Below are 18,074 nucleotides of genomic sequence, written 5' to 3'. Positions count from 1 at the left end.
GCGTCCTGCCGCGCACCCGGCCCACGGCCGCTAGGAACCGATCAGCGGATAGTGGTCGGACAGGTTGGTGTACGTGTACTTCTTGCCCCAGCTGGAGACCGTCCAGGGAGCGCTCTGCTCCTTGACGACCTCGTTGTGCCAGGCGGCGGGGCGGGCATGGCCCTCGCGGTGCAGGACGTAGTCGAGGTCCTCGCGGGGGTCGTCCGGGTAGCGCTCGGCGGCGATGGAGTTGTCCCGGGTGTCGAAGGAGTAGGGGTGGCCGCTGCGGCCGTCGGCGGGGGCGAAGCCTCCGTCGGCGAGCATCGAGGCGTACTCACCGCTGTGCGAGTCGACGTTGAAGTCGCCCGCGGCGATGACCTGTTCGTCCGACGGGATGTTCTTGGCCTCCAGGAAGGCGTCCATCTCCTTGAACTGCGAGGCGCGGGTCGCGGCCGCCTCGCCGGAGCCGCAGCCCGGGTCGGTGGACTGGGTGTGGGTGCCGACGACGTGCACCTTCTTGCCGTTGACGTTCAACTGGGCATAGACAAAGCCCTTGTTGGAGAACGAGTCGGAACCGCACGCCTCCTGGTAGACGTACTGCTCCTTGCGCAGGATCGGCCACTTGCTCAGGACGGTGACTCCGCCGTCCTCGGGGGTCACCGAGGAGTACGCTCCGCCGGTGGCGTCCCAGCCGTCCTTGCTGCGGCCCATGACGGGGGTCTGGTGCGGGTAGCGGTCGGCGGCGTTGGCCTTCAGCACGTCGGAGGATGAGTTGTCGAAGGCCTCCTGGAGGACGACGACGTCCTTGCCCTGGAAGAAGTCCGCGGCCGGTATGGCCTTGGCTCGGTGGTCCTGACCCCAGTTCGGGTAAAGGTTCTTGCTCATGAGGAACGCGTTGTACGAGAGCACCTTGAGTGCGGGCGTGTCGACGGACGCGGCAGGCGTGTCGGCGGCGGTCGCGGACGGGGCGACGGCGGCGAGCGTGGCCGCGGCGAGCACCGTGGTGATCGCGACGGCGTGAGTCCTGCGCAGCGCTGGGTGCGGCACTGAATCTCCCGGGAGTGGGGGGTGTTGTGAGGGTGCACGTGATGTGGCTGACGTGGCGCCGCATATCCAATCAGCCGGGGCTACTTCTGGGGATACGCCGCGTGAACAAAGATCCCGCGGCGGGAGCGGGGCGATTTTGTGCGGGCTGGCGCGTGTGAGCTGCTGTTCCGTGTGGACTGCCCTTGTGCGTGGCTGCCCTTGTGCGTGGCTGCCCTTGTGCGTGGGGGTGTTACCTGCGGGCTCTTTTGCATGAGCCTCAGAGATCGGCGAGCGTGCTCTCCACCGTGTCGAGCAGCGCCTGCCGGTCGTCCTGGACGCGGGCCAGGATGCGAAGGCCGTAGTACGTGCTCTGCACCCGGCGCGCGACGGCCCGCGCGTCGGCGGTGGAACGGAGCTCGCCCGTCCGGCTGCCGGCCGCCACGACCGCGCGCAGCTCCTCCTCCACCCGGTCGAAGTTGCGCCGCACCGCGTCCTTCACCTCCGGGTCGAGCCCGGCGATCTCGACGGCCGCGTTGATCGCGAAGCAGCCGCGCCCGTCCGCCTCGTCGAGATCGGCGTCCACGGCGTGGACCATCATGTCCCGCAGCCGCTGCTTCGCCGGCCCTTCGCCCCGCAGGATCTCGATCTGCTCGGCGGCGCTGGTCTCGTAGTAACGCCGCAGGGCGCGCAGATAGAGCTGACGCTTGCCGCCGAAGGTGTTGTAGAGGCTGGAGGGCCCGAGCCCGGTGCTGTCGCACAGCGCGCGCGTCGATGTGCCCTCGTACCCGTGGCGCCAGAACGTCTCCATGGCGGCGGTGATGACGCGGTCCTCGTCGAACTCTCGTGGCCTGGCCATGGTCCTCACAGTACGGGTTTTGGAATACGCGTACAAAACGCCTGGTCCCGCTCCGCCCGCTGGAGCCGCGCCGCCCAGAGCACGGCCACCGCTCCGGCGGCGGCGAGGGCGGCGCCGACCCAGGCCACGGAGGCGTAGCCGAGTCCGGCGTCGATGGTCATGCCGCCGAGGAGCGGGGCCAGGGTGTTGCCGACGTTGAACGCGGCCGTGTTGGTGGCGCCGACCAGCGTCGGGGCCGCCGGGGCGAGGGTGAACACCCGGGACTGGAGGGATGGGTTGGTCACGTATCCGACAAGGCCGAGCAGGAAGACGAGCGCGATCACCACGACGGTGGATTCGGCCGTCAGGGCGAGCAGCGCGGAGAAGAGGGCGAGCGCGCCGAGACCCAGGCCGAGGGTCCGCAGGGGGCGGACCTCGGCCGTGCGCCCGCCGATGACCAGGCCCACCATGCCGCCGACGCCGAACAGGGCGAGGACCGCGGGCACCCACCCCTCGGGCACTCCGGTCACCTCGGTCAGCAGGGGCGCGAGATAGCTGAAGGTGACGATGACCGCGCCGAAGGCGAAGGCCGTGATGGCGTACGAGAGCCAGAGCTGGGGACGTGCCATGCCGCGCAGCTCGGCCCTGACCGACGTGCGCCCGGCCTCGCCCCGGCCGCCCTGTCCGCCCGGGACCACGAGCAGCGTGCACACCAGGCTCACCACGGTGGCGGCGGCGACCGCCCAGAACGCGGCGCGCCAGCTGGAGTACTGGCTCAGCACGGTGCCGGCCGGCACACCGACGACCGTGGCAAGGGTCAGGCCGCCCGCCACGACGGCGACGGCCCTGCCCTTGGCCGCGGGCGGCACGAGGGCGACCGCGGTGGCCACGGCCACGCCCCAGTACCCGGCGTACGCGAGGGCGCTGATCACGCGGGTGACGAAGAGGACCCCGTAGCCGGGCGCGAGGGCGCCGATCACGTGGGCGACGACGAAGGCCGCCTGGAGGGAGACGAGCGCGGTACGCCGGGGCCAGCCGAGGGTGGCCACCGCGAGCAGCGGCGCGCCGACGACCATGCCGATCGCGAAGGCCGAGATCAACAGCCCCGCGTCCGGGATCGACACCCCCAGGTCGGCGGCCATGCCCGACAGGAGGCCGGACAACATGAACTCCGAGGTCCCCTGGGTGAAGATGCCGAGCCCAACTATGTACACCGCAGGCGGCATTGAAACCCTCCTGATCGCGCTCTACTTTTTGAAGCGGTCGCTCCAAAACTGACGCTCAGGACGCTAACACATTCTGAATCGATCGCTCCAAAAACGTCAGTGGACGGCTCGATCACAGCTGACCGGCTCACCGGTCGCGCGCTCCGCCGCACTGCGCAGCACGCAGAATTCGTTGCCTTCGGGATCGGTGAAGACCACCCAACCGGTGCCGTCGGGGTTCCTGCGGTCCGCAGCCACGGTCGCCCCCGCCGCCAGCAGCCGTTCGACCTCTTCGTCGCGGGTGCTTTCGGGCTGGAGGCAGAGGTGGACGCGGTTCTTCCGGGTCTTCGGCTCGGAGACTTCGGCGAAGTAGAGGTGCAGGCCGGTGGGGAGGGCGATGGCCGCGGTCGATTCGCCGGGGAGGTCGTCGTCGTTGAGCGGGTGACCCACCACCTTGCTCCAGAACTGGGCCAGTTCGTAGGCGTCGGCGCAGTCGAAGGCAACATTGAAGAGGGTCGAGCGCATGGGCGGGCCTTTCGTCGTCGTCTCGTCGTCGTCTCGTCGTCGTCCGTGGCGGCGCGCGGTCGCAGGGTCTCGCCGGCCGGCGCCCGCCCTCACACCCTCATGGCGGCGGGCCGCGCCGCCAAACGAACTTGGCCGCCAAGCGGATTTGTCAGTGGCGGGTGCCATTCTGACCGGCATGAATCCGCTGCCGCCGACCAGTGCGAAACCGCTGACCCTGACCGACCTCTCCGCGGCACTGCGCGCCGCGTGGGCCGCCGACACCTGCTCGCCGGACGACGTCGCCCGCGCCCCGTGGACCGCAGACAACCCGGCCCGGGGGCACTGCGACATCACCGCGATCCTCGTGCACGACATATTCGGCGGCGAGTTGCTGGTCGGCGAGGTGCGGTCGGCCGATGGCGAGCAGCAGGGCTTCCACTGGTGGAACCGTCTCGCGAGCGGGGTCGAACTGGACCTGACACGCGAGCAGTTCAGGCTCGGCCAGCGGGTCACCGCGCCGCGCTCCGTGGAACGACCGCCGGGCCGCCTGCCGCGCCGCCAGGCGGAGTACGAACTGCTGCGGCAGCGGTTCGCCGAGGCGGTATCGGCAGGGGCGGCCTGCACGACGGGGACGGCTTAGCAGGTACCGCTCGCCGACCGCTGCTTGCCGACCGCTGCTCACCGGCGGTTCGGCCGTCCGGGGCGGGGTAATCCCTTCTTCCCGATCTAATCCTATTTGTGCCGTTATGTTCGCAACATGATCATCCCGGCACGAAGACTGAACGCGCGGCACCTGACCGCACGAAGACTGACCGCCCGCAGGCCGACCGCCCGCAGAGCGAGCGCATGGCGCCGGACGACCGCCTGCGCACTGACCGCCCTCGCCCTCACCGCACTCGCCGCCTGCGGCTCGGACCCGGCTCCGGGAGCGGGCGGCCATGACCGGACCGCGCGCTCCACGGCGAGCACTCCGCCCCGCCCCGCGACGCTCGCGCCCGGCCCCGCGGGCCTCACCCCTGTCTTCAAGAACGCCCCGCGGACTCCGGCGTCCGCCGCCGCCCCCACCGTGGCCCTCACCTTCGACGCCGACATGACCGCCGACCAGGGGCCCCGCGCCGCGGCGGGTGAGCGGTTCGACAATCCGGCACTGGTGAGGACGCTGCGCCGGGAGAAGGTGCCGGCGACGTTCTTCATGACGGGGCGGTGGGCCGAGGAGTATCCGGCGCAGGCCAAGGACATCGGCCGGGATCCGCTCTTCGAGGTCGCCAACCACTCGTACAGCCACTACGCCTTCACCGACCGCTGCTACGGCCTGCCGACCGTCCCCGCCTCCCGCATGCGCGCCGACGTGGAGCGCGCCTTCGCCGCCTTCCGCAAGGCGGGCGTCGAGCACCAGGTCCCGTACTTCCGCTTCCCCGGCGGCTGTTACGACAAGCGGTCGCTGCGCGCACTGGCTCCCGGCGGGGTCACGGCCGTGCAGTGGGACGTGGTGAGCGGCGACGCGTTCGCGACGGACGCCGACGCGGTGGCCCGGCAGGTGCTCGACGGGGTACGGCCCGGATCGGTGGTCGTCATGCACTGCACGCGCAGCGCGGCTCCGACGACGGAACGGGCCCTGCGGACGATCATCCCGAAGCTGCGCGAACGCGGCTTCCGGTTCGTGCGCGTTTCGGAGCAGATCCGGGCGGCCGGCGCACGCGGATAACCTGCCCCACATGGACACCACCGCCGACACCACCGACACCGCCGACTCCCCCGAGGGCCCGTTCGCCGAGTGCGTACTGTGCCGCAAGCCCACGGAGTACCCGGAAACCCAAAAAGGCGTGACGCTGTGCCCCGTATGCGAATGGCACGAGGCGCAGCGCACTGCCTGCTCGGGCTGAGCCGCCGCGACGACGGCACTGCGGACGACTCCGGCCGATCCCCTGCCGGGCGGGCTGGCAAAATGGGCCCGTGAGCAGCGATCAGACCTCCGCCGGGAATCCCGGGCCGCAGGACATCCAAGACCCCGGGGACAGCCCCTTCCGCGTGGAGCCGACGTCCCGCGACGAGGCGCCACAGTACGTACTGCCGCTGGTGACCCGTATCGAGCGTGCCGAGCCCCCGCACCGTACGGACGCCCTGGAGACCGCGGCGCGTGCGGTGCTCGTCATGCTCGGCGATGAGCGGTCCCTGGGCGAGGGCGAGTGGGCGCAGGCCATGCGGGACTGGCAGGACGCCCGGATCCGCAAGGTGGTGCGGCGGGCCCGCGGTGCCGAGTGGCGGCGGGCCGAGGCGCTCCCCGGCATCACGGTCACGGGCAAGTCGGCGGAGGTCCGCGTCTTCCCACCGATCCCGCTGGACGGCTGGCCCAAGGAACTCGCGAAGCTCCAGGTGTCCGGCACGGACCTGGACGACCCGGAGCCGGTGCCGCCCGCGGACTCGACCGCGCCGGTCCTGTGGATGAGCCCCGACGTGGACATGTCGGCGGGCAAGGCGATGGCGCAGGCGGGACATGGCGCCCAACTGGCGTGGTGGGAGCTGTCGGACGAGGAGCGCGCGGCCTGGCGTGACGCCGGATACCCGCTCTCCGTGCGCACCCCCGACGCCGCACTCTGGCGCGAACTCGTGGCGAGCGGCCTGCCGGTGGTGCGGGACGCGGGGTTCACGGAGATCGCGCCCGGTTCCTGCACCGTGGTCGCCGACCACCCCGCCCTGCGTCGTTGAGCCCTCCCTCGCCCCCGTGCTCAGGTGCGCAGGGCTCAGGTGCTGACGCTGGCCACGGGGTCGAGGCCGTAGGTACGGGCGTAGCCGTTCTCGGTGCCGACGAGGAGGTCGACGATCTCGAAGTAGCGGTCCCAGAACGGGGTTTCGCGCAGTGCGTCGATGAGGAGCTGGTACGCCTCGTGGTCGTCGGCCTCCCAGACCCACACGTCGGTGACGCGGGCGGAGTAGAACTCCGTGTCGTAGAAGCGTGACCGTACGCCGCTCGTCTTGGCCTTGATCGCGGGGATGACCCGGGTGGAGAAGGCGTCCACCCGCTCCTGGACGGTCATCGCGAGCCACTCGGGTGTGGTCTTGACGAGGATGAATGCGGTGACCGGCGGTGTGGTGGTGACGGTGGTGCTCTCGGCTGGCATGGCTGGGCCTCCTGGGCGTCGTTCGGTCGGTTCGTACGGTGGGTCGTCGGTTACCTGAAGTGCCTCAGGAGAGGACCGCCGGCTTGAGCGTCCGCGCGCACCACTGCTCGAAGGTGGTGGGGGTCGCGGTGTCCGGGGTGCGGGCGACGCCTGCGTCGAGGCCCTCGTTCTTGGCCCGCTTCATGTCGACGATGCCTTGCGCGAACGCCTCGTTCAGGCGGTAGCCGACGAGGGTGTCGTACAGCTCGTCGAGCGGCTGGCGTTCGTAGCGGACGGGGCGGCCGAGCTGCTCGGTCATGATGCGGGCCAGGTCGTCGGGGGAAAGGTCCTGCGGCCCGAGGACCGGGACGTCGTCGTTGCCGGTCCAGGTGCGGTCGAGAAGCAGGTCCGCCGCGACGGCCGCGATGTCGGCGACGGCGACGAGAGGTGCCCTGCGGTCCGCGTCGACGGCGTCGGTGAAGACGCCCTTCTCCCGGAGCGATTCGGCCTCCTCCAGGAGGTTCTCGAAGAAGGACGGGTTGGCCAGGGCCCGGTAGGCGACGCCGGTGCCCGCGATGAGGTCGTCCATCGCGTGGGTGGCCGTGACGAGTCCCGCGCGGTCGGCGACCGGCGTGCCGCGGCCGAGCGCGGAGACGCCGACGACGTGGCCGACGCCGTGTGTGACGAGGGCCTTCGCGGCGGGGCGGGTGAATCCGCTGTAGGCGTCCTCCGGAGTCAGGGAGGCGTCCGGCGGTACGAGCCAGAACACGGCGTCCGCGCCATCGAAGGCGCGGTCGACGATCTCGGGGTCGCCGTGCGAGCCGGTGATCACCTCGACGCGTTCGCGCACCGCGTCGGTGAGGCGGGCGGGATCGCGCACGATCACGCGCAGTTCCTCGCCCCGGGCGGGGGCGGACTCGATGAGCAGCCGCAGCAGGTGGCCGCCGATGTTCCCGGTGGGAGCGGTAATGACGATCATGGAAACCTCGTGGGGTCGTGCCGGATCGGTACGTCCCTCATCCTGCGGAGGACCCCGGTGTTGCCACAATGGGAACTTCAGCAAGGAATCATTGCCTGAAATGGAATTATGCCGATGAGCAGCAACCCGAGCAGTCCGAGCAGTCCAGAACCCTTCGAACCCTTCATCGACGCCAACCTCGCCCTCGCCCTCGACGCGCTGCTGGCCGAGGAGAGCGTCACTCGCGCCGCCGCGCGGCTGCGCACGTCCCCCGCCGCCATGAGCCGCACACTCGCCCGCCTCAGGCGCGTCCTCCAGGACCCCCTCCTGGTCCGGGCCGGCCAGCGGATGGTCCCCACCCCCAGGGCCCGGGCCCTGCGCGACGAGGCCGCCACGGTCGTACGGCAGCTCGGAGCGCTGCTCACTCCCGGCGCCGGAGCCGACCCCGCCTCGCTGCGCGGCACCTTCACCCTCCAGGCGGCCGACCTGATCGGCGCGGCACTGGCCCCCGGACTGCTGCGGCTGGCCGGGCAGGAGGCGCCGGGGGTCTCGTTGCGGTTCCGGGCCGAGGATCTGGAGGCCGGACCGGCTCTCCGCGACGGCCGTATCGACCTGGAGGTCGGGTCCATCGACCACGTCGATCCCGAGACCGCGGTCGAGGAACTCGTCGCCCTCCGGATGGCGGCTGCCGTCCGTCCCGGACACCCCCTCGCCGAGGGGACGTTGACCCCGGAGCGGCTCGCCGCCGCCGAGCACGTCGTGGTCAGCCGCCGCGGCCGGTTCAAGGGGCCCATGGACACCGCCCTGGCCGAGCTGGACCTCCGGCGCCGGGTCGCCGTCGTCCTGCCCAGCCACATGGCCGCGATGACCCTCGCCGCCGCAAGCGACGTCGTCTGCCTCGTCCCCACCGCGCTCCCCGGCGCCGCCCCCTCCCCCCTCAGCGACCCGGCCACCGCCCTCGGCCTGCGGCTCCTCGACATCCCGCTGCCCCTGCCGCCGCTGTCCGTCGGCATGGCATGGCACCCCCGCCAGGCCGCCGACGGAGGCCACCGCTGGCTCCGCGACACCGTCCGCCGGACGCTCCTCGCACCCCGGAGCCCGGCCGTCTGACGTGCGCGCCCACAGGCACGGTGCGGCAGGAGAGGATGTACCTCGGGAAACGTACGAGGGAACGGCGCTGAGGAGACCGGCATGGCGAGCGAGACCGGCATGGCGAGCGGAATCGGCGCGAGCGAGGACACACAGACGGGTTCAGGCGCGGGCGCGGGGACAACGAAGCTCGACGGCCGGGTGGAGCGCGGCAACCAGACGCGGCGCCTCGTCCTGCGCCGCACGGTCGACATCGCCTCGGTGGAGGGCCTGGACGCACTGTCGGTCGGCCGACTCGCCACGGAGTTGAAGCTCAGCAAGAGCGGGGTGTTCGCGCTCTTCGGCTCCAAGGAGGAGCTGCAGCTCGCGACCATCCGCGCGGCGGGCCGCATCTTCCTGGACAACGTGGTGGAACCGGCCCGGCAGTCCCCGCCCGGCCTCGACCGGTTGTGGCAGCTGTGCGCGCGCTGGCTCGACTACTCGGAACAGCGGGTCTTCCCCGGCGGCTGCTTCTTCTACGGCGTGATCGCGGAGTTCGACGCCCGCGAGGGCGCGGTGCACGACGCCCTGGTCCACGCCGACCGCGACTGGAACGGCCAGGTCGAGGGCTGCGTCGCCGAGGCCCGCGACACCGGCGAGCTGCGCCCGGACACCGACGTTCCGCAGTTGGCCTTCGAGCTCATCGCCTTCATGGAGGCGGCCAACGCGCACTCGGTGCTGCACGACGAGCCGGACTCCTACCGCAGGGCGGGCGCCGCCATCACGGCACGGCTGCGCGGCGCGGCGGCGGATCCGTCCTCGGTGCCTCAACTCCCCTGAACTGTCCGGCTGATGGAATGCGGAACCGGCCCCGGAAACAAGTAGCACGACCGTTCGTTTAGATTTATGCTTGCCGTATGCCCACACCGATTACACGCACACGCTCGATCATGCGTTCGCCCTGGCAAGCGGGCCCCGCGGCGCACACTCCGGGCCCGGTCCTGGTGAGCGTCACGGAGTTCACCGCACACCGGCACTCCCAGACCGCCCCGATCGCCCTGGCGGGACTGCGACTGCGCAGGAGCTGGCCGGGGACGCCCGGCGCCGTCGGCATGTGGCTCTGGGCCGACCCGTGGCACAAGCGCTCGGGGTCCGTCTCGCTCTGGTCCGACGAGCGATCGCTGTACGCGTTCGTCGGGCGCCCCGACCACCTGCGGATCGTCCGCGCGCACAAGGACCGGGGCGCGATGCGCGCCACCGCCTGGACGGCCGACCGGTTCGACCCGGATGCCGCCTGGGCCGCCGCCCACGCGATCGTCTCCGACCCGACTTCCTGGCCGGGAGCGGCCGTTCACAGCGGAAGGATCCTGAGGAGGACCCCATGACCGACCTCATCGCACTGGACCGCATCGCCGTCCGGGAATCACTGCGCGTCCTGAGCGCCGCCCGCGACACCGACTGGGAACGCCCCTCGCCCTGCGCGGGCTGGACGCTGCGTGACCTCGTGTCGCACATGGCCGCGCAGCACCACGGTTTCGCGGCGGCGGCGCGGGGCTCGGGCGCCGACCGTACGTACTGGATCGCGCCGGACCTCGGCCGCGATCCGTTCAAGATCTACGAGGAGTCGGCACGGCACGTCCTCGCCGCGTTCGCGGAAGAGGCCGAAGGGACCGAACGAGGCGCCCTAGGGACCCAACAAGGCGTCCTGGAGCGGGGGTTCACCCTGCCCGAGATCGGCGGGACGTTCACGGGCCGGATCGCCGTCGGCTTCCACTTCCTGGACTACGTGGTGCACGCCTGGGACGTGGCGACGACCATCGGCATCACCGTCGACCTCGCACGGCCGGTCGTCGGGGCCGCTCTCGAAATCGCCCGCAGGGTACCGAAGGACCCCGAACACCGGGGCCCCGGCACCGCGTTCGCCCCCGTACTGCCCACTCCGGAGGACGCGTCCCCGCTGGAGGAGATGCTGGCCCTGCTAGGACGGTCGCCGGTATCCGCGCACCGGTGATCCGAAGCCGCCGGGCAAAGCGTTGAACATCACGCACGCCTCTTCCGTATCTCCCGGTACCAGGAAGTAGCTTGCCTCCACGGCAGGTTGACCGGGCAGGGAGGCACGGCACATTGCGGCGCATCAACGGTACGGCTCTGATCATCGCGGCACTCGTGGTCACACTGGGCGCACTCGCGTTCCCCATGTGGTCCTACGCCGACCGCTCGGGCACGGGGCCCGCCAATCTGGCCGCAGGGTCCGTCGCGACACAGTGGGGTCCGCTCTCGGCGGCCGACCGGGATCTCCTTGTGAAGGTGCGGCTCGCGGGGCTGTGGGAGCTGCCCGCGGGCCAGCAGGCCGTCGAGCGGGCACCGACCGAGGCGATCAAGGAAGCCGGTGACCATCTGATCGTCGGCCACACGGACCTCGACAAGCGGGCCCGTTCGGTCGCGGCGCAGCTCGGCGTGGAGCTGCCGAACCAGCCCACCGCCCAGCAGCAGGGCTGGCTGCAGGAGCTGAGCGAGGCCGAGGGCATGGAGTATCAGCGGAAGTTCGCGAACCTGCTGAGGGTCGCGCACGGCAAGGTGTTCGCGGTGATCGCGCAGGTGCGCGACAGCACCCGCAACACGCTGATACGGCAGCTCGCCAGCGACTCCAACCAGACGGTCCTCGACCACATCACGATGCTGGAGGCCACCGGACTTGTCGACTTCGACGACATAGCCAACGGCGGTGCCGCCACCGCGACGGCCAGCCCCACCGGTCCTCCCCCACCCTCCGGGATCACTCCCCCGGAGCCCCCGCCGGCCGGCCCGACCGGCGACGTGTCCACGACCTCGCGGCCCTCGCCCGCACCGCCGGGCGAAGTCAACACAAACAGGCCGGAACCTCAAATGTAGCTCTGAACGTCCCTCTTCAGGGGTTCGGCCGCATCGGTCGGGGCCATGACCACTGCACACGTTCACAAGACACGCGCGCGAGCACGAGTACGAGTACGTGCGCGAGTACGTGAACGAGCACGACGCGGGGTCTTGGCGGAGGAGGGGGAACATGAAGCACCTGGGGACCGGAATCGGGTGGCGTCCGGAGATCGCGGACGCCGTGGAACGCATGCCGGGCATCGACTGGGTCGAGGCCGTCGCGGAGAACCTGTGCCCGGGGCACCTCCCCGATTCCCTCCTGCGGCTGCGCGAGCGCGGTGTCACGGTGGTGCCGCACGGCGTCTCGCTCGGCCTCGGCGACGCGGGCCGTCCCGACGAGACCCGCCTCGCCGCGCTCGCCGAGCGCGCGCAGGCGCTCGGATCGCCGCTGGTCACCGAGCACATCGCCTTCGTACGCGCCGGGGGCCCGCTGACGGCTTCGCAGCCGCTTGAGGCGGGCCATCTGCTTCCGGTGCCGCGCACCCGCGACGCGCTCGACGTGCTGTGCGAGAACGTACGCATCGCGCAGGACGCGCTGCCGGTGCCGCTCGCCGTGGAGAACATCGCGGCGCTGATCTCCTGGCCCGGCGAGGAGATGACCGAGGGGCAGTTCCTGTACGAGCTCGTCGAGCGCACGGGCGTCCGCCTCCTCATCGACGTCGCCAATCTCCACACGAACCACGTCAACCGCGGCGAGGACCCGGCGAAGGCCCTGGACGAACTGCCGGTCGAGGCCATCGCGTACGTCCATGTCGCGGGCGGCTTCGAGCGGGACGGCGTCTGGCACGACAGCCACGCCCACCCCGTGCCCGAGCCGGTCCTCGCGGTCCTGGCGGATCTGGCATCACGGGTGACCCCGCCGGGTGTCCTCCTCGAACGCGACGAGAACTTCCCCGCGCCGCAGGAGCTGGAGCGGGAGCTGGACGCGATACGGGAGACCGTGCGGGCGGGCGCACCGGCCTCCGGCGAGTGCGCCACCGTAACGGCACCGCCCGCATCCGCGCCCCCCGTGCCCGTACCCGACCCCACCCGGCAGCGTCTCGCCCTCGCGCAGACCTCGCTCCTCTCCGCGCTCGTCGCGGGGACACCCGCGCCCGAAGGGTTCGACCGGGCCCGGCTCACCGTGCAGAGCCGGGCGTTGGCCGGGAAGCGGGCGGACGTCGTGGCGAAGGTGGCGCCCGAGCTGCCGGAGATTCTCGGCAAGGCCTACCGCGCTCAGTTCCTCTCGTACGCCCAGACACGGCCGATGTCCGGCGGATACCGGCGCGACGCACTGGACTTCGCCGAGCGGCTGCTGCTCGCCGGGCAGCCCGAGGACTCCGCGGCACGCGGTCGGCTCACCCGGTGGTGGCTGGATCGGTCCGGACCCGCGCCGCTGGACGGCCGGCCGGTCACGCGGTGGCTGCGGGCGGCGCGTCTCGCCCTGCGGCGGGGATAGGGGGAACGGCCGTGGAGATCCTGTCCGTCTGCTTCGCCCTGCTGGTCGCGGCCTCGTCGGCCGCTCTCCTCGTCGGTGTCTCCCGTATACGGCAGGCCGCGCCCGCGCAGCCCGACGCACAACGCGGAGCCGTGTTCGACCCCCTGGAGGCCGCCTTCCTCGCCGGCGGACCCGGCAGGGTGGCCGACGCCGCCATAGCGGCCCTGCACGAGGACGGGCGCCTGGTCGTCGCGTTTCCCGGCATCGTCGAGATCCGGTCGGCCGAGGCCCGCAACCCGGTGGAGGCCGCGGCGATCGAGGCCCGCGCCTCCGCGCCGAGCAGCGCCCTGCACTGGCTGCGCATCGGCGTGATGCGCAGCCCCGCCGTACAGGCGATCGGCGACGCTCTGGCCCTGCGCGGCATGATGGTGCGGCCCGAGCCCCTGGCCCGCTTGCGGCGCCTGAGGATCCGGCACAACGTCCTGAGCGTCGTCGGCTTCTTCGTCGTCATCGCCGTCATCGCCGTCGAGGACGACGACGGCCCTTCGTGGGACCCCGTGAGCGCGTCGACGGTCGTCCTGATCGCGGCCTGGGTGATCGGCGCCCTGATCGGCATGGTCTGCGGCCGTGCCGCCCGCACCCGGGTGACCGCGACGGGCCGGACCGCGCTCGCGGAGTACCGCGCCGCGGGCGAGAACGTCCACGGCGCGGCGCACCTCGTGGCGGTGGGCGGCCTGGTCGGAGTCCTCGACCCGGGCCTGCGCGCGCAGCTGGAGGCAGCGCACCGCGTCAGGCCGGGGCGGACGTCGGGCTCGTCATCGGCGTACGCGAGCTCCGGGAGCACCATCGCGTGGTGCGGGGGCGGCGGGGCGGGCGGCGGCGAAGGCGGTTCGGGCTGCGGCGGCTCCGGCTGCGGAAGCTCCGGCTGCGGCGGCGGCTCCTCGTCCTGCGGGGGCGGCGGGGGTGGAGGCGGCTGCGGGGGCGGCGGAGGGGGCAGCTCTTAGGCCCCGGCCTCCATCACCGCTCCGGCCAGGGCTTTGGCCAGAGCTCTGAGCCGGGAACAGTGCCCGCCCGCCTTCGATGCCCCTTACCCGTACGGCAGTTGACGTACTCCGGACCGTATACCGCAGGGCCCTCCCCGTGGCGCACTAACGTGCGGCGCGCAACAGGAGGCGTCATGCGATCCATCAACGGCACCGGCCTCATCGTCGCGGGACTCGTCGCGACCCTGGCCGCGCTGCTCTTTCCCGTCTGGTCGTACGAGGACAGGTCGGGCACCAGTCTGGACAGACTCAACGCGGAGACCGTGTCGACGGAGTTCGGCCCGCTCTCCGCGCTCGACCGCGACTTCATCGGCAAGGTGCGCCTCGCCGGGCTCTGGGAGCTTCCCGCCGGACAGCAGGCCGAGGCGCGCGGCACCACCAAAGCGGTCCAGACCGCGGGCGAGCATCTCGTCGAGGGCCATACGTTCCTGGACGCGCGGGTGCGCGAGGTGGCGACGCGGCTCAACCTCGAACTGCCCAGCCAGCCCAACCCGCAGCAGCGGGAGTGGCTGGACGAGCTGAGCGACGCGGACGGCGACGTGTACGACGAGAAGTTCGCCAACATTCTGCGCGCCGCCCACGGCAAGGTCTTCTCGGTGGTCGCCGAGGTCCGCGCGACCACCCGCAACTCGCTGGTGCGCGCGCTCGCCGACGACGCGAACACGACGGTCCTCGACCACATCACGGTCCTCGAGGGCACCGGCCTCGTCGACTTCGACGATCTGGCCCGCGACGCGGCATCGGCGGCTCCCGCCCCGGTGACCCGCTCCCCGGCCCCGCCGGGCCCGGCCGGCACACCGGCCCCCGCGACCCCGGTCTCCCCCTCCCCCACGTTCCCCCTGCCCCCACCGGCGTCCCGTCCCAGACCGACGAAGCCCGCAGAGATCACGAAGTCCGCGAAGCCCAAGGAAGAGAAAAAGGAAGAGAAAGAAGAAAAGGGGAAGAACAAACCCCGCAGCAAAGCGGAACGTTATGTACCCGCGACCCCGCGTCCGCATGCTGAATAACCCGTGGCGCGGCCCCGTTTTCTCGCATAAAACACCGGCATGTTCTGGCTTCCCCTCCTTCTCGTGGCCTGGGTCGTGACGGGCCTGTCCTGTGCCCGGCTCTGCCTCACCGCGTACCGTGCCGGCCGGCACGGCGCCACCCCGGAGCACCGTCATGAACTGACGCTCTACGAAGCCGCGTTCCTCTCCGGCGGCCCCGACCGCGTCGCCGACCTCACCCTCGTGTCGATGGCCCGCACCCGGCGCCTGCTGCTCGCGCACACCGGCTGGGCAACGGTCGTCGACCCGGTGGGCGGCGACGACATGGAGCGTTCCGTGCTCGGCGCCATAGGGGCCGAGGGGCAGTCGCCGATAGGTCCGGTACGCCGGGCGGCGGCAGGGACCGACGCCATGCGCGCCCTCGCCGACCGCCTCGTCGCGGCGGGCCTCGCGCTGCCCGACGGCACCTGGTCCGGGGTCGCGGGTGCGGTCCGGCAGGTGCGGGCCGCCACGGCGGCGACGGTCGCACTGGGGGCCGTGGCGCTGCTGATGCCCGCTCAGGAAGTGCCGGGGCAGGTGTCCGTGGCGCTCTGGTTCGCGCTGCCGCTGGTCCTGAACGCCAGCTGCCTCGCCGTGGCCCGTTTCGAGATCCACCCCTACCCGCGCTGGGCCTCGCCCGCGGGCCAGCTCCTCCTGAGCGCGCTCCCCTCGCGCGGCGGCTCGGACCTCACCGCCGTCGCCGTACGCGGTACGCGCGTTCTCGCCGATCCGGAACTGCGTGCGGCTTTCGCACACCGGTATGCGGCGCATCGGAGTCATTGAGCCGCAACATGCGAGGCGGTGCTTTACTTCGCCATTTACCGAACGAATCATCCCTTTTATTCGAGCAACGCACGGCCGAATGAAGGAATGAAGAGCGATGAGAGCAGCAGCCGCCCTCTACGGAACCGCCGGATCCCTGGTCCTGACCGCACTCGTCGCCGCCCCCGCGGGAAGCGCGTCCGCGGCCGACCCCGCCCCCTATCTGGAGGCGCACGGCAGTCTCCTGGCGGCCCAGCGCGCGGAGGCGGCCGGTATCCGCTGGGGCGCCTGTCCCGCGTCGGAGGGCCTGCCGCCCTCGGTCAAGTGCGGCACCGTGTCGGTGCCCCTCGACTACGCGCGCCCGTACGGCAAGCAGATCAAGCTGACCGTCAGCCACGTCAAGGCCACGAAGAACGCCGAACCGCGCCGCGGCAAGGCGGTCAAGCGGCAGGGCGCCCTCGTGTTCAACCCCGGCGGGCCCGGCGGGTCCGGCATGTACTTCCCGATGGCCGGCATGCTCCCCGAGTGGAAGCGCATCGCGGCGGCGTACGACCTGGTGGGCTATGCCCCGCGCGGTGTCGGCCGCTCGGCACCGATCTCCTGCCAGGACCCCAAGCGGTTCGCGAAGGCGCCGACCCAGGCGCCGACCCACCCGACCGCCGCGTACAAGCAGGAGCGCATCAAGCAGGCGAAGGCGTACGCGGAGGGCTGCGTCAAGCGCTCCGGGCAGGACGTGCGGCACTACACGAGCCTGAACAACGCCCGTGACCTGGACGTCCTGCGGGCGGCGCTCGGCGAGAAGAAGCTGACCTTCATGGGCGCCTCGTACGGCACCTACTTCGGCGGCGTATACGCATCGCTCTTCCCCACGCACGTGCGCCGCATGGTGTTCGACTCGGCGGTCAACCCCGACCCCGAGCAGATCTGGTACCGCAACAACCTCGACCAGTCCGCCGCCTTCGAGCGGCGCTGGGGCGACTTCCGCACCTGGGTGGCCAAGCACGACAAGACGTACCACCTGGGCAAGACACCCGAGGCCGTCTCGCGCAGCTACGAGAAGGTGCGCGACGCGGTGGCGGCCAAGCCCGCGGGCGGCAAGGTCGGCCCCGGCCAGCTGCAGTCGGCGTACCTCCAGGCCGGGTACTACGACGACTACTGGCCGATGCGTGCCTCGGCACTCTCGGCGTACCTGAAGGGCAACCCGAAGCCGCTGATCGAGCAGGCGGGTCCTGAGCCGAAGGCGGCCAAGGAGTCGGAGAACGGCAACGCGGTCTACACCGCGGTCGAGTGCAACGACGCCGCCTGGCCGACGGACTTCGAGACCTGGGACCGCGACAACTCTAAGCTCGCGCGCAGCGCTCCCTTCGAGACCTGGGACAACGCCTGGATGAACCTGCCGTGTGCCTACTGGCCCGCGCCCCGGCAGCAGCCCCTCGACGTCCGGGCGTCGGCGGGCCTGCTTCCCCCGACGCTGATCCTGGCCGCCGAGCGCGACGCGGCGACCCCGTACCAGGGCGCTCAGGAGCTGAACCGCAGGCTGGGTGGTTCGGTGCTGGTGACCGAGCGGGGCGCGGGGACCCATGGCATCGCCGGCGGGCCCAACCGCTGCGTCAACGGCCACATGGAGTCCTACCTCCTGGAGGGCAGGCTCCCCGAGCGGAGCGCGCAGTGCGCGCCGCACAAGGAGCCCGAGCCGCTGTCCGGCTCGCGGGCAGCGGCTCTCCCCAAGGGGCACTAGCTCCTACAGGGCGCCGAGCCGCTCCAGCGGGAACGGCGGCTGGGCCAGCGGACGCACCGCGAGCCGGGTGAGCGGCAGGGCGTTGTCGTCGCCCGCCGTGCGGTTGGCGTGCAGGACGCCGCAGTGCATGCAGCGATGGACGAGGATCCACTCGCCGTCTCCTCGTACGGAGATGGCGAGGGGTTCCATCCGGGCGCCGCAGTCCGCGTCACGGTCGCCCGGGGTGTCGTCCAGGTGACGGCTCCACAGGCAGTTCGGGCAGTGGTTGCGGTGGTCGGTGCCCGGCGCGGTCATCGAGACGTCGAGACCGCAGTGCAGGCAGCGGAAGGTCTGGGCGCGCGCTTCAGTGCGGGCCCGCCGAGAGGTGTTGCGGGACATGGTGGGAGTGACTCCAGTGCGTCGCGGAATGGGCTGACTTCGAGCTGTTCCGCGGGGCCCTGGGCATACAAGCACCATCTTCCTGTTCTCGGGTTCGACCTCTCGATGAAAACGCGGACCGGGCG

20 protein-coding genes and 1 pseudogene are annotated in these 18,074 nt (G+C 71.6%); 14 read left to right on the top strand and 7 right to left on the bottom strand.

The window, feature by feature from the left end; all coding sequences use genetic code 11:
• Window positions 1-30: 30 nt before the first annotated feature.
• The 4 genes from sph to ACWFR3_RS44140 all read right to left on the bottom strand — a co-directional run bounded on the left by sph (window position 31) and on the right by ACWFR3_RS44140 (window position 3,570).
• Window positions 31-1,026, bottom strand: a complete 996-nt coding sequence (gene sph / locus ACWFR3_RS44155) for a sphingomyelin phosphodiesterase (RefSeq protein ID WP_453740353.1) — start codon at window positions 1,024-1,026, stop codon at window positions 31-33.
• A 256-nt stretch (window positions 1,027-1,282) separates the two neighbouring features.
• Window positions 1,283-1,861, bottom strand: coding sequence for a TetR/AcrR family transcriptional regulator (locus ACWFR3_RS44150; protein ID WP_453740352.1), 579 nt, complete (start codon window positions 1,859-1,861; stop codon window positions 1,283-1,285).
• Window positions 1,862-1,866: 5 nt separating this feature from the next.
• On the bottom strand, window positions 1,867-3,066 hold the full coding sequence (locus ACWFR3_RS44145; RefSeq protein ID WP_453740351.1) for a Cmx/CmrA family chloramphenicol efflux MFS transporter: 1,200 nt from the start codon (window positions 3,064-3,066) through the stop codon (window positions 1,867-1,869).
• Between the two features lie 96 nt (window positions 3,067-3,162).
• Entirely contained in the window at window positions 3,163-3,570 is a 408-nt protein-coding gene (locus ACWFR3_RS44140) for a VOC family protein (RefSeq protein WP_453740350.1), read from the bottom strand.
• A gap of 175 nt (window positions 3,571-3,745) precedes the next feature.
• Here ACWFR3_RS44140 and ACWFR3_RS44135 point away from each other — a divergent pair, with 175 nt between their 5' ends.
• The 4 genes from ACWFR3_RS44135 to ACWFR3_RS44120 all read left to right on the top strand — a co-directional run bounded on the left by ACWFR3_RS44135 (window position 3,746) and on the right by ACWFR3_RS44120 (window position 6,255).
• A complete protein-coding gene (locus ACWFR3_RS44135) occupies window positions 3,746-4,189 on the top strand; it encodes a YunG family protein (RefSeq protein ID WP_453740349.1) in 444 nt (147 codons plus the stop codon).
• 117 nt (window positions 4,190-4,306) lie between these two features.
• A complete protein-coding gene (locus ACWFR3_RS44130; RefSeq protein WP_453740348.1) occupies window positions 4,307-5,254 on the top strand; it encodes a polysaccharide deacetylase family protein in 948 nt (315 codons plus the stop codon).
• 10 nt (window positions 5,255-5,264) lie between these two features.
• Window positions 5,265-5,432 (top strand): hypothetical protein, encoded by a 168-nt coding sequence (locus tag ACWFR3_RS44125; RefSeq protein ID WP_453740347.1) that lies wholly within the window; start codon window positions 5,265-5,267, stop codon window positions 5,430-5,432.
• Window positions 5,433-5,502: 70 nt separating this feature from the next.
• On the top strand, window positions 5,503-6,255 hold the full coding sequence (locus ACWFR3_RS44120) for an aminoacyl-tRNA hydrolase (protein WP_453740346.1): 753 nt from the start codon (window positions 5,503-5,505) through the stop codon (window positions 6,253-6,255).
• A 35-nt stretch (window positions 6,256-6,290) separates the two neighbouring features.
• On the opposite strand, the gene ACWFR3_RS44115 is transcribed toward ACWFR3_RS44120, so the two are convergent.
• Together ACWFR3_RS44115 and ACWFR3_RS44110 are read right to left on the bottom strand one after the other, a co-directional pair.
• The gene (locus tag ACWFR3_RS44115; protein ID WP_453740345.1) at window positions 6,291-6,668 is read right to left on the bottom strand and encodes a darcynin family protein; all 378 of its coding nucleotides are present in this window, start codon (window positions 6,666-6,668) and stop codon (window positions 6,291-6,293) included.
• 64 nt (window positions 6,669-6,732) lie between these two features.
• On the bottom strand, window positions 6,733-7,626 hold the full coding sequence (locus ACWFR3_RS44110; RefSeq protein WP_453740344.1) for an NAD(P)H-binding protein: 894 nt from the start codon (window positions 7,624-7,626) through the stop codon (window positions 6,733-6,735).
• Between the two features lie 114 nt (window positions 7,627-7,740).
• Between ACWFR3_RS44110 and ACWFR3_RS44105 the strand changes: the two genes are divergently transcribed.
• The 10 genes and pseudogenes from ACWFR3_RS44105 to ACWFR3_RS44060 all read left to right on the top strand — a co-directional run bounded on the left by ACWFR3_RS44105 (window position 7,741) and on the right by ACWFR3_RS44060 (window position 17,571).
• Entirely contained in the window at window positions 7,741-8,715 is a 975-nt protein-coding gene (locus ACWFR3_RS44105; protein WP_453740343.1) for a LysR family transcriptional regulator, read from the top strand.
• 99 nt (window positions 8,716-8,814) lie between these two features.
• Window positions 8,815-9,513 carry a TetR/AcrR family transcriptional regulator gene (locus ACWFR3_RS44100; RefSeq protein WP_453740354.1) on the top strand — a complete coding sequence of 233 codons (699 nt, stop codon included), beginning with the start codon at window positions 8,815-8,817 and terminating at the stop codon, window positions 9,511-9,513.
• Between the two features lie 77 nt (window positions 9,514-9,590).
• Window positions 9,591-10,058, top strand: coding sequence for a hypothetical protein (locus ACWFR3_RS44095; protein WP_453740342.1), 468 nt, complete (start codon window positions 9,591-9,593; stop codon window positions 10,056-10,058).
• The gene (locus ACWFR3_RS44090) at window positions 10,055-10,684 is read left to right on the top strand and encodes a TIGR03086 family metal-binding protein (RefSeq protein WP_453740341.1); all 630 of its coding nucleotides are present in this window, start codon (window positions 10,055-10,057) and stop codon (window positions 10,682-10,684) included. Before ACWFR3_RS44095 ends, ACWFR3_RS44090 begins: the two co-directional genes overlap by 4 nt.
• A 113-nt stretch (window positions 10,685-10,797) precedes the next feature.
• A complete protein-coding gene (locus ACWFR3_RS44085; protein WP_453740340.1) occupies window positions 10,798-11,565 on the top strand; it encodes a DUF4142 domain-containing protein in 768 nt (255 codons plus the stop codon).
• A gap of 151 nt (window positions 11,566-11,716) precedes the next feature.
• The gene (locus ACWFR3_RS44080; RefSeq protein WP_453740339.1) at window positions 11,717-13,024 is read left to right on the top strand and encodes a DUF692 domain-containing protein; all 1,308 of its coding nucleotides are present in this window, start codon (window positions 11,717-11,719) and stop codon (window positions 13,022-13,024) included.
• A gap of 11 nt (window positions 13,025-13,035) precedes the next feature.
• Complete coding sequence (locus ACWFR3_RS44075; protein ID WP_453740338.1) at window positions 13,036-14,007, top strand: TIGR04222 domain-containing membrane protein; 972 nt, start codon at window positions 13,036-13,038, stop codon at window positions 14,005-14,007.
• Window positions 14,008-14,180: 173 nt separating this feature from the next.
• Window positions 14,181-14,915: pseudogene (locus ACWFR3_RS44070) on the top strand (DUF4142 domain-containing protein); the annotation flags it as partial.
• A gap of 177 nt (window positions 14,916-15,092) precedes the next feature.
• Entirely contained in the window at window positions 15,093-15,854 is a 762-nt protein-coding gene (locus ACWFR3_RS44065) for a TIGR04222 domain-containing membrane protein (protein WP_453740337.1), read from the top strand.
• Between the two features lie 97 nt (window positions 15,855-15,951).
• Window positions 15,952-17,571 carry an alpha/beta hydrolase gene (locus ACWFR3_RS44060; RefSeq protein ID WP_453740336.1) on the top strand — a complete coding sequence of 540 codons (1,620 nt, stop codon included), beginning with the start codon at window positions 15,952-15,954 and terminating at the stop codon, window positions 17,569-17,571.
• A gap of 3 nt (window positions 17,572-17,574) precedes the next feature.
• Here ACWFR3_RS44060 and ACWFR3_RS44055 read toward each other — a convergent pair whose 3' ends face one another.
• On the bottom strand, window positions 17,575-17,949 hold the full coding sequence (locus ACWFR3_RS44055; protein WP_453740335.1) for an RNHCP domain-containing protein: 375 nt from the start codon (window positions 17,947-17,949) through the stop codon (window positions 17,575-17,577).
• Between the last annotated feature and the right edge of the window lie 125 nt (window positions 17,950-18,074).

This window comes from Streptomyces sp. NPDC055189 (genome assembly GCF_053606765.1).
This window is presented reverse-complemented; position numbering and strand designations above follow the sequence as displayed.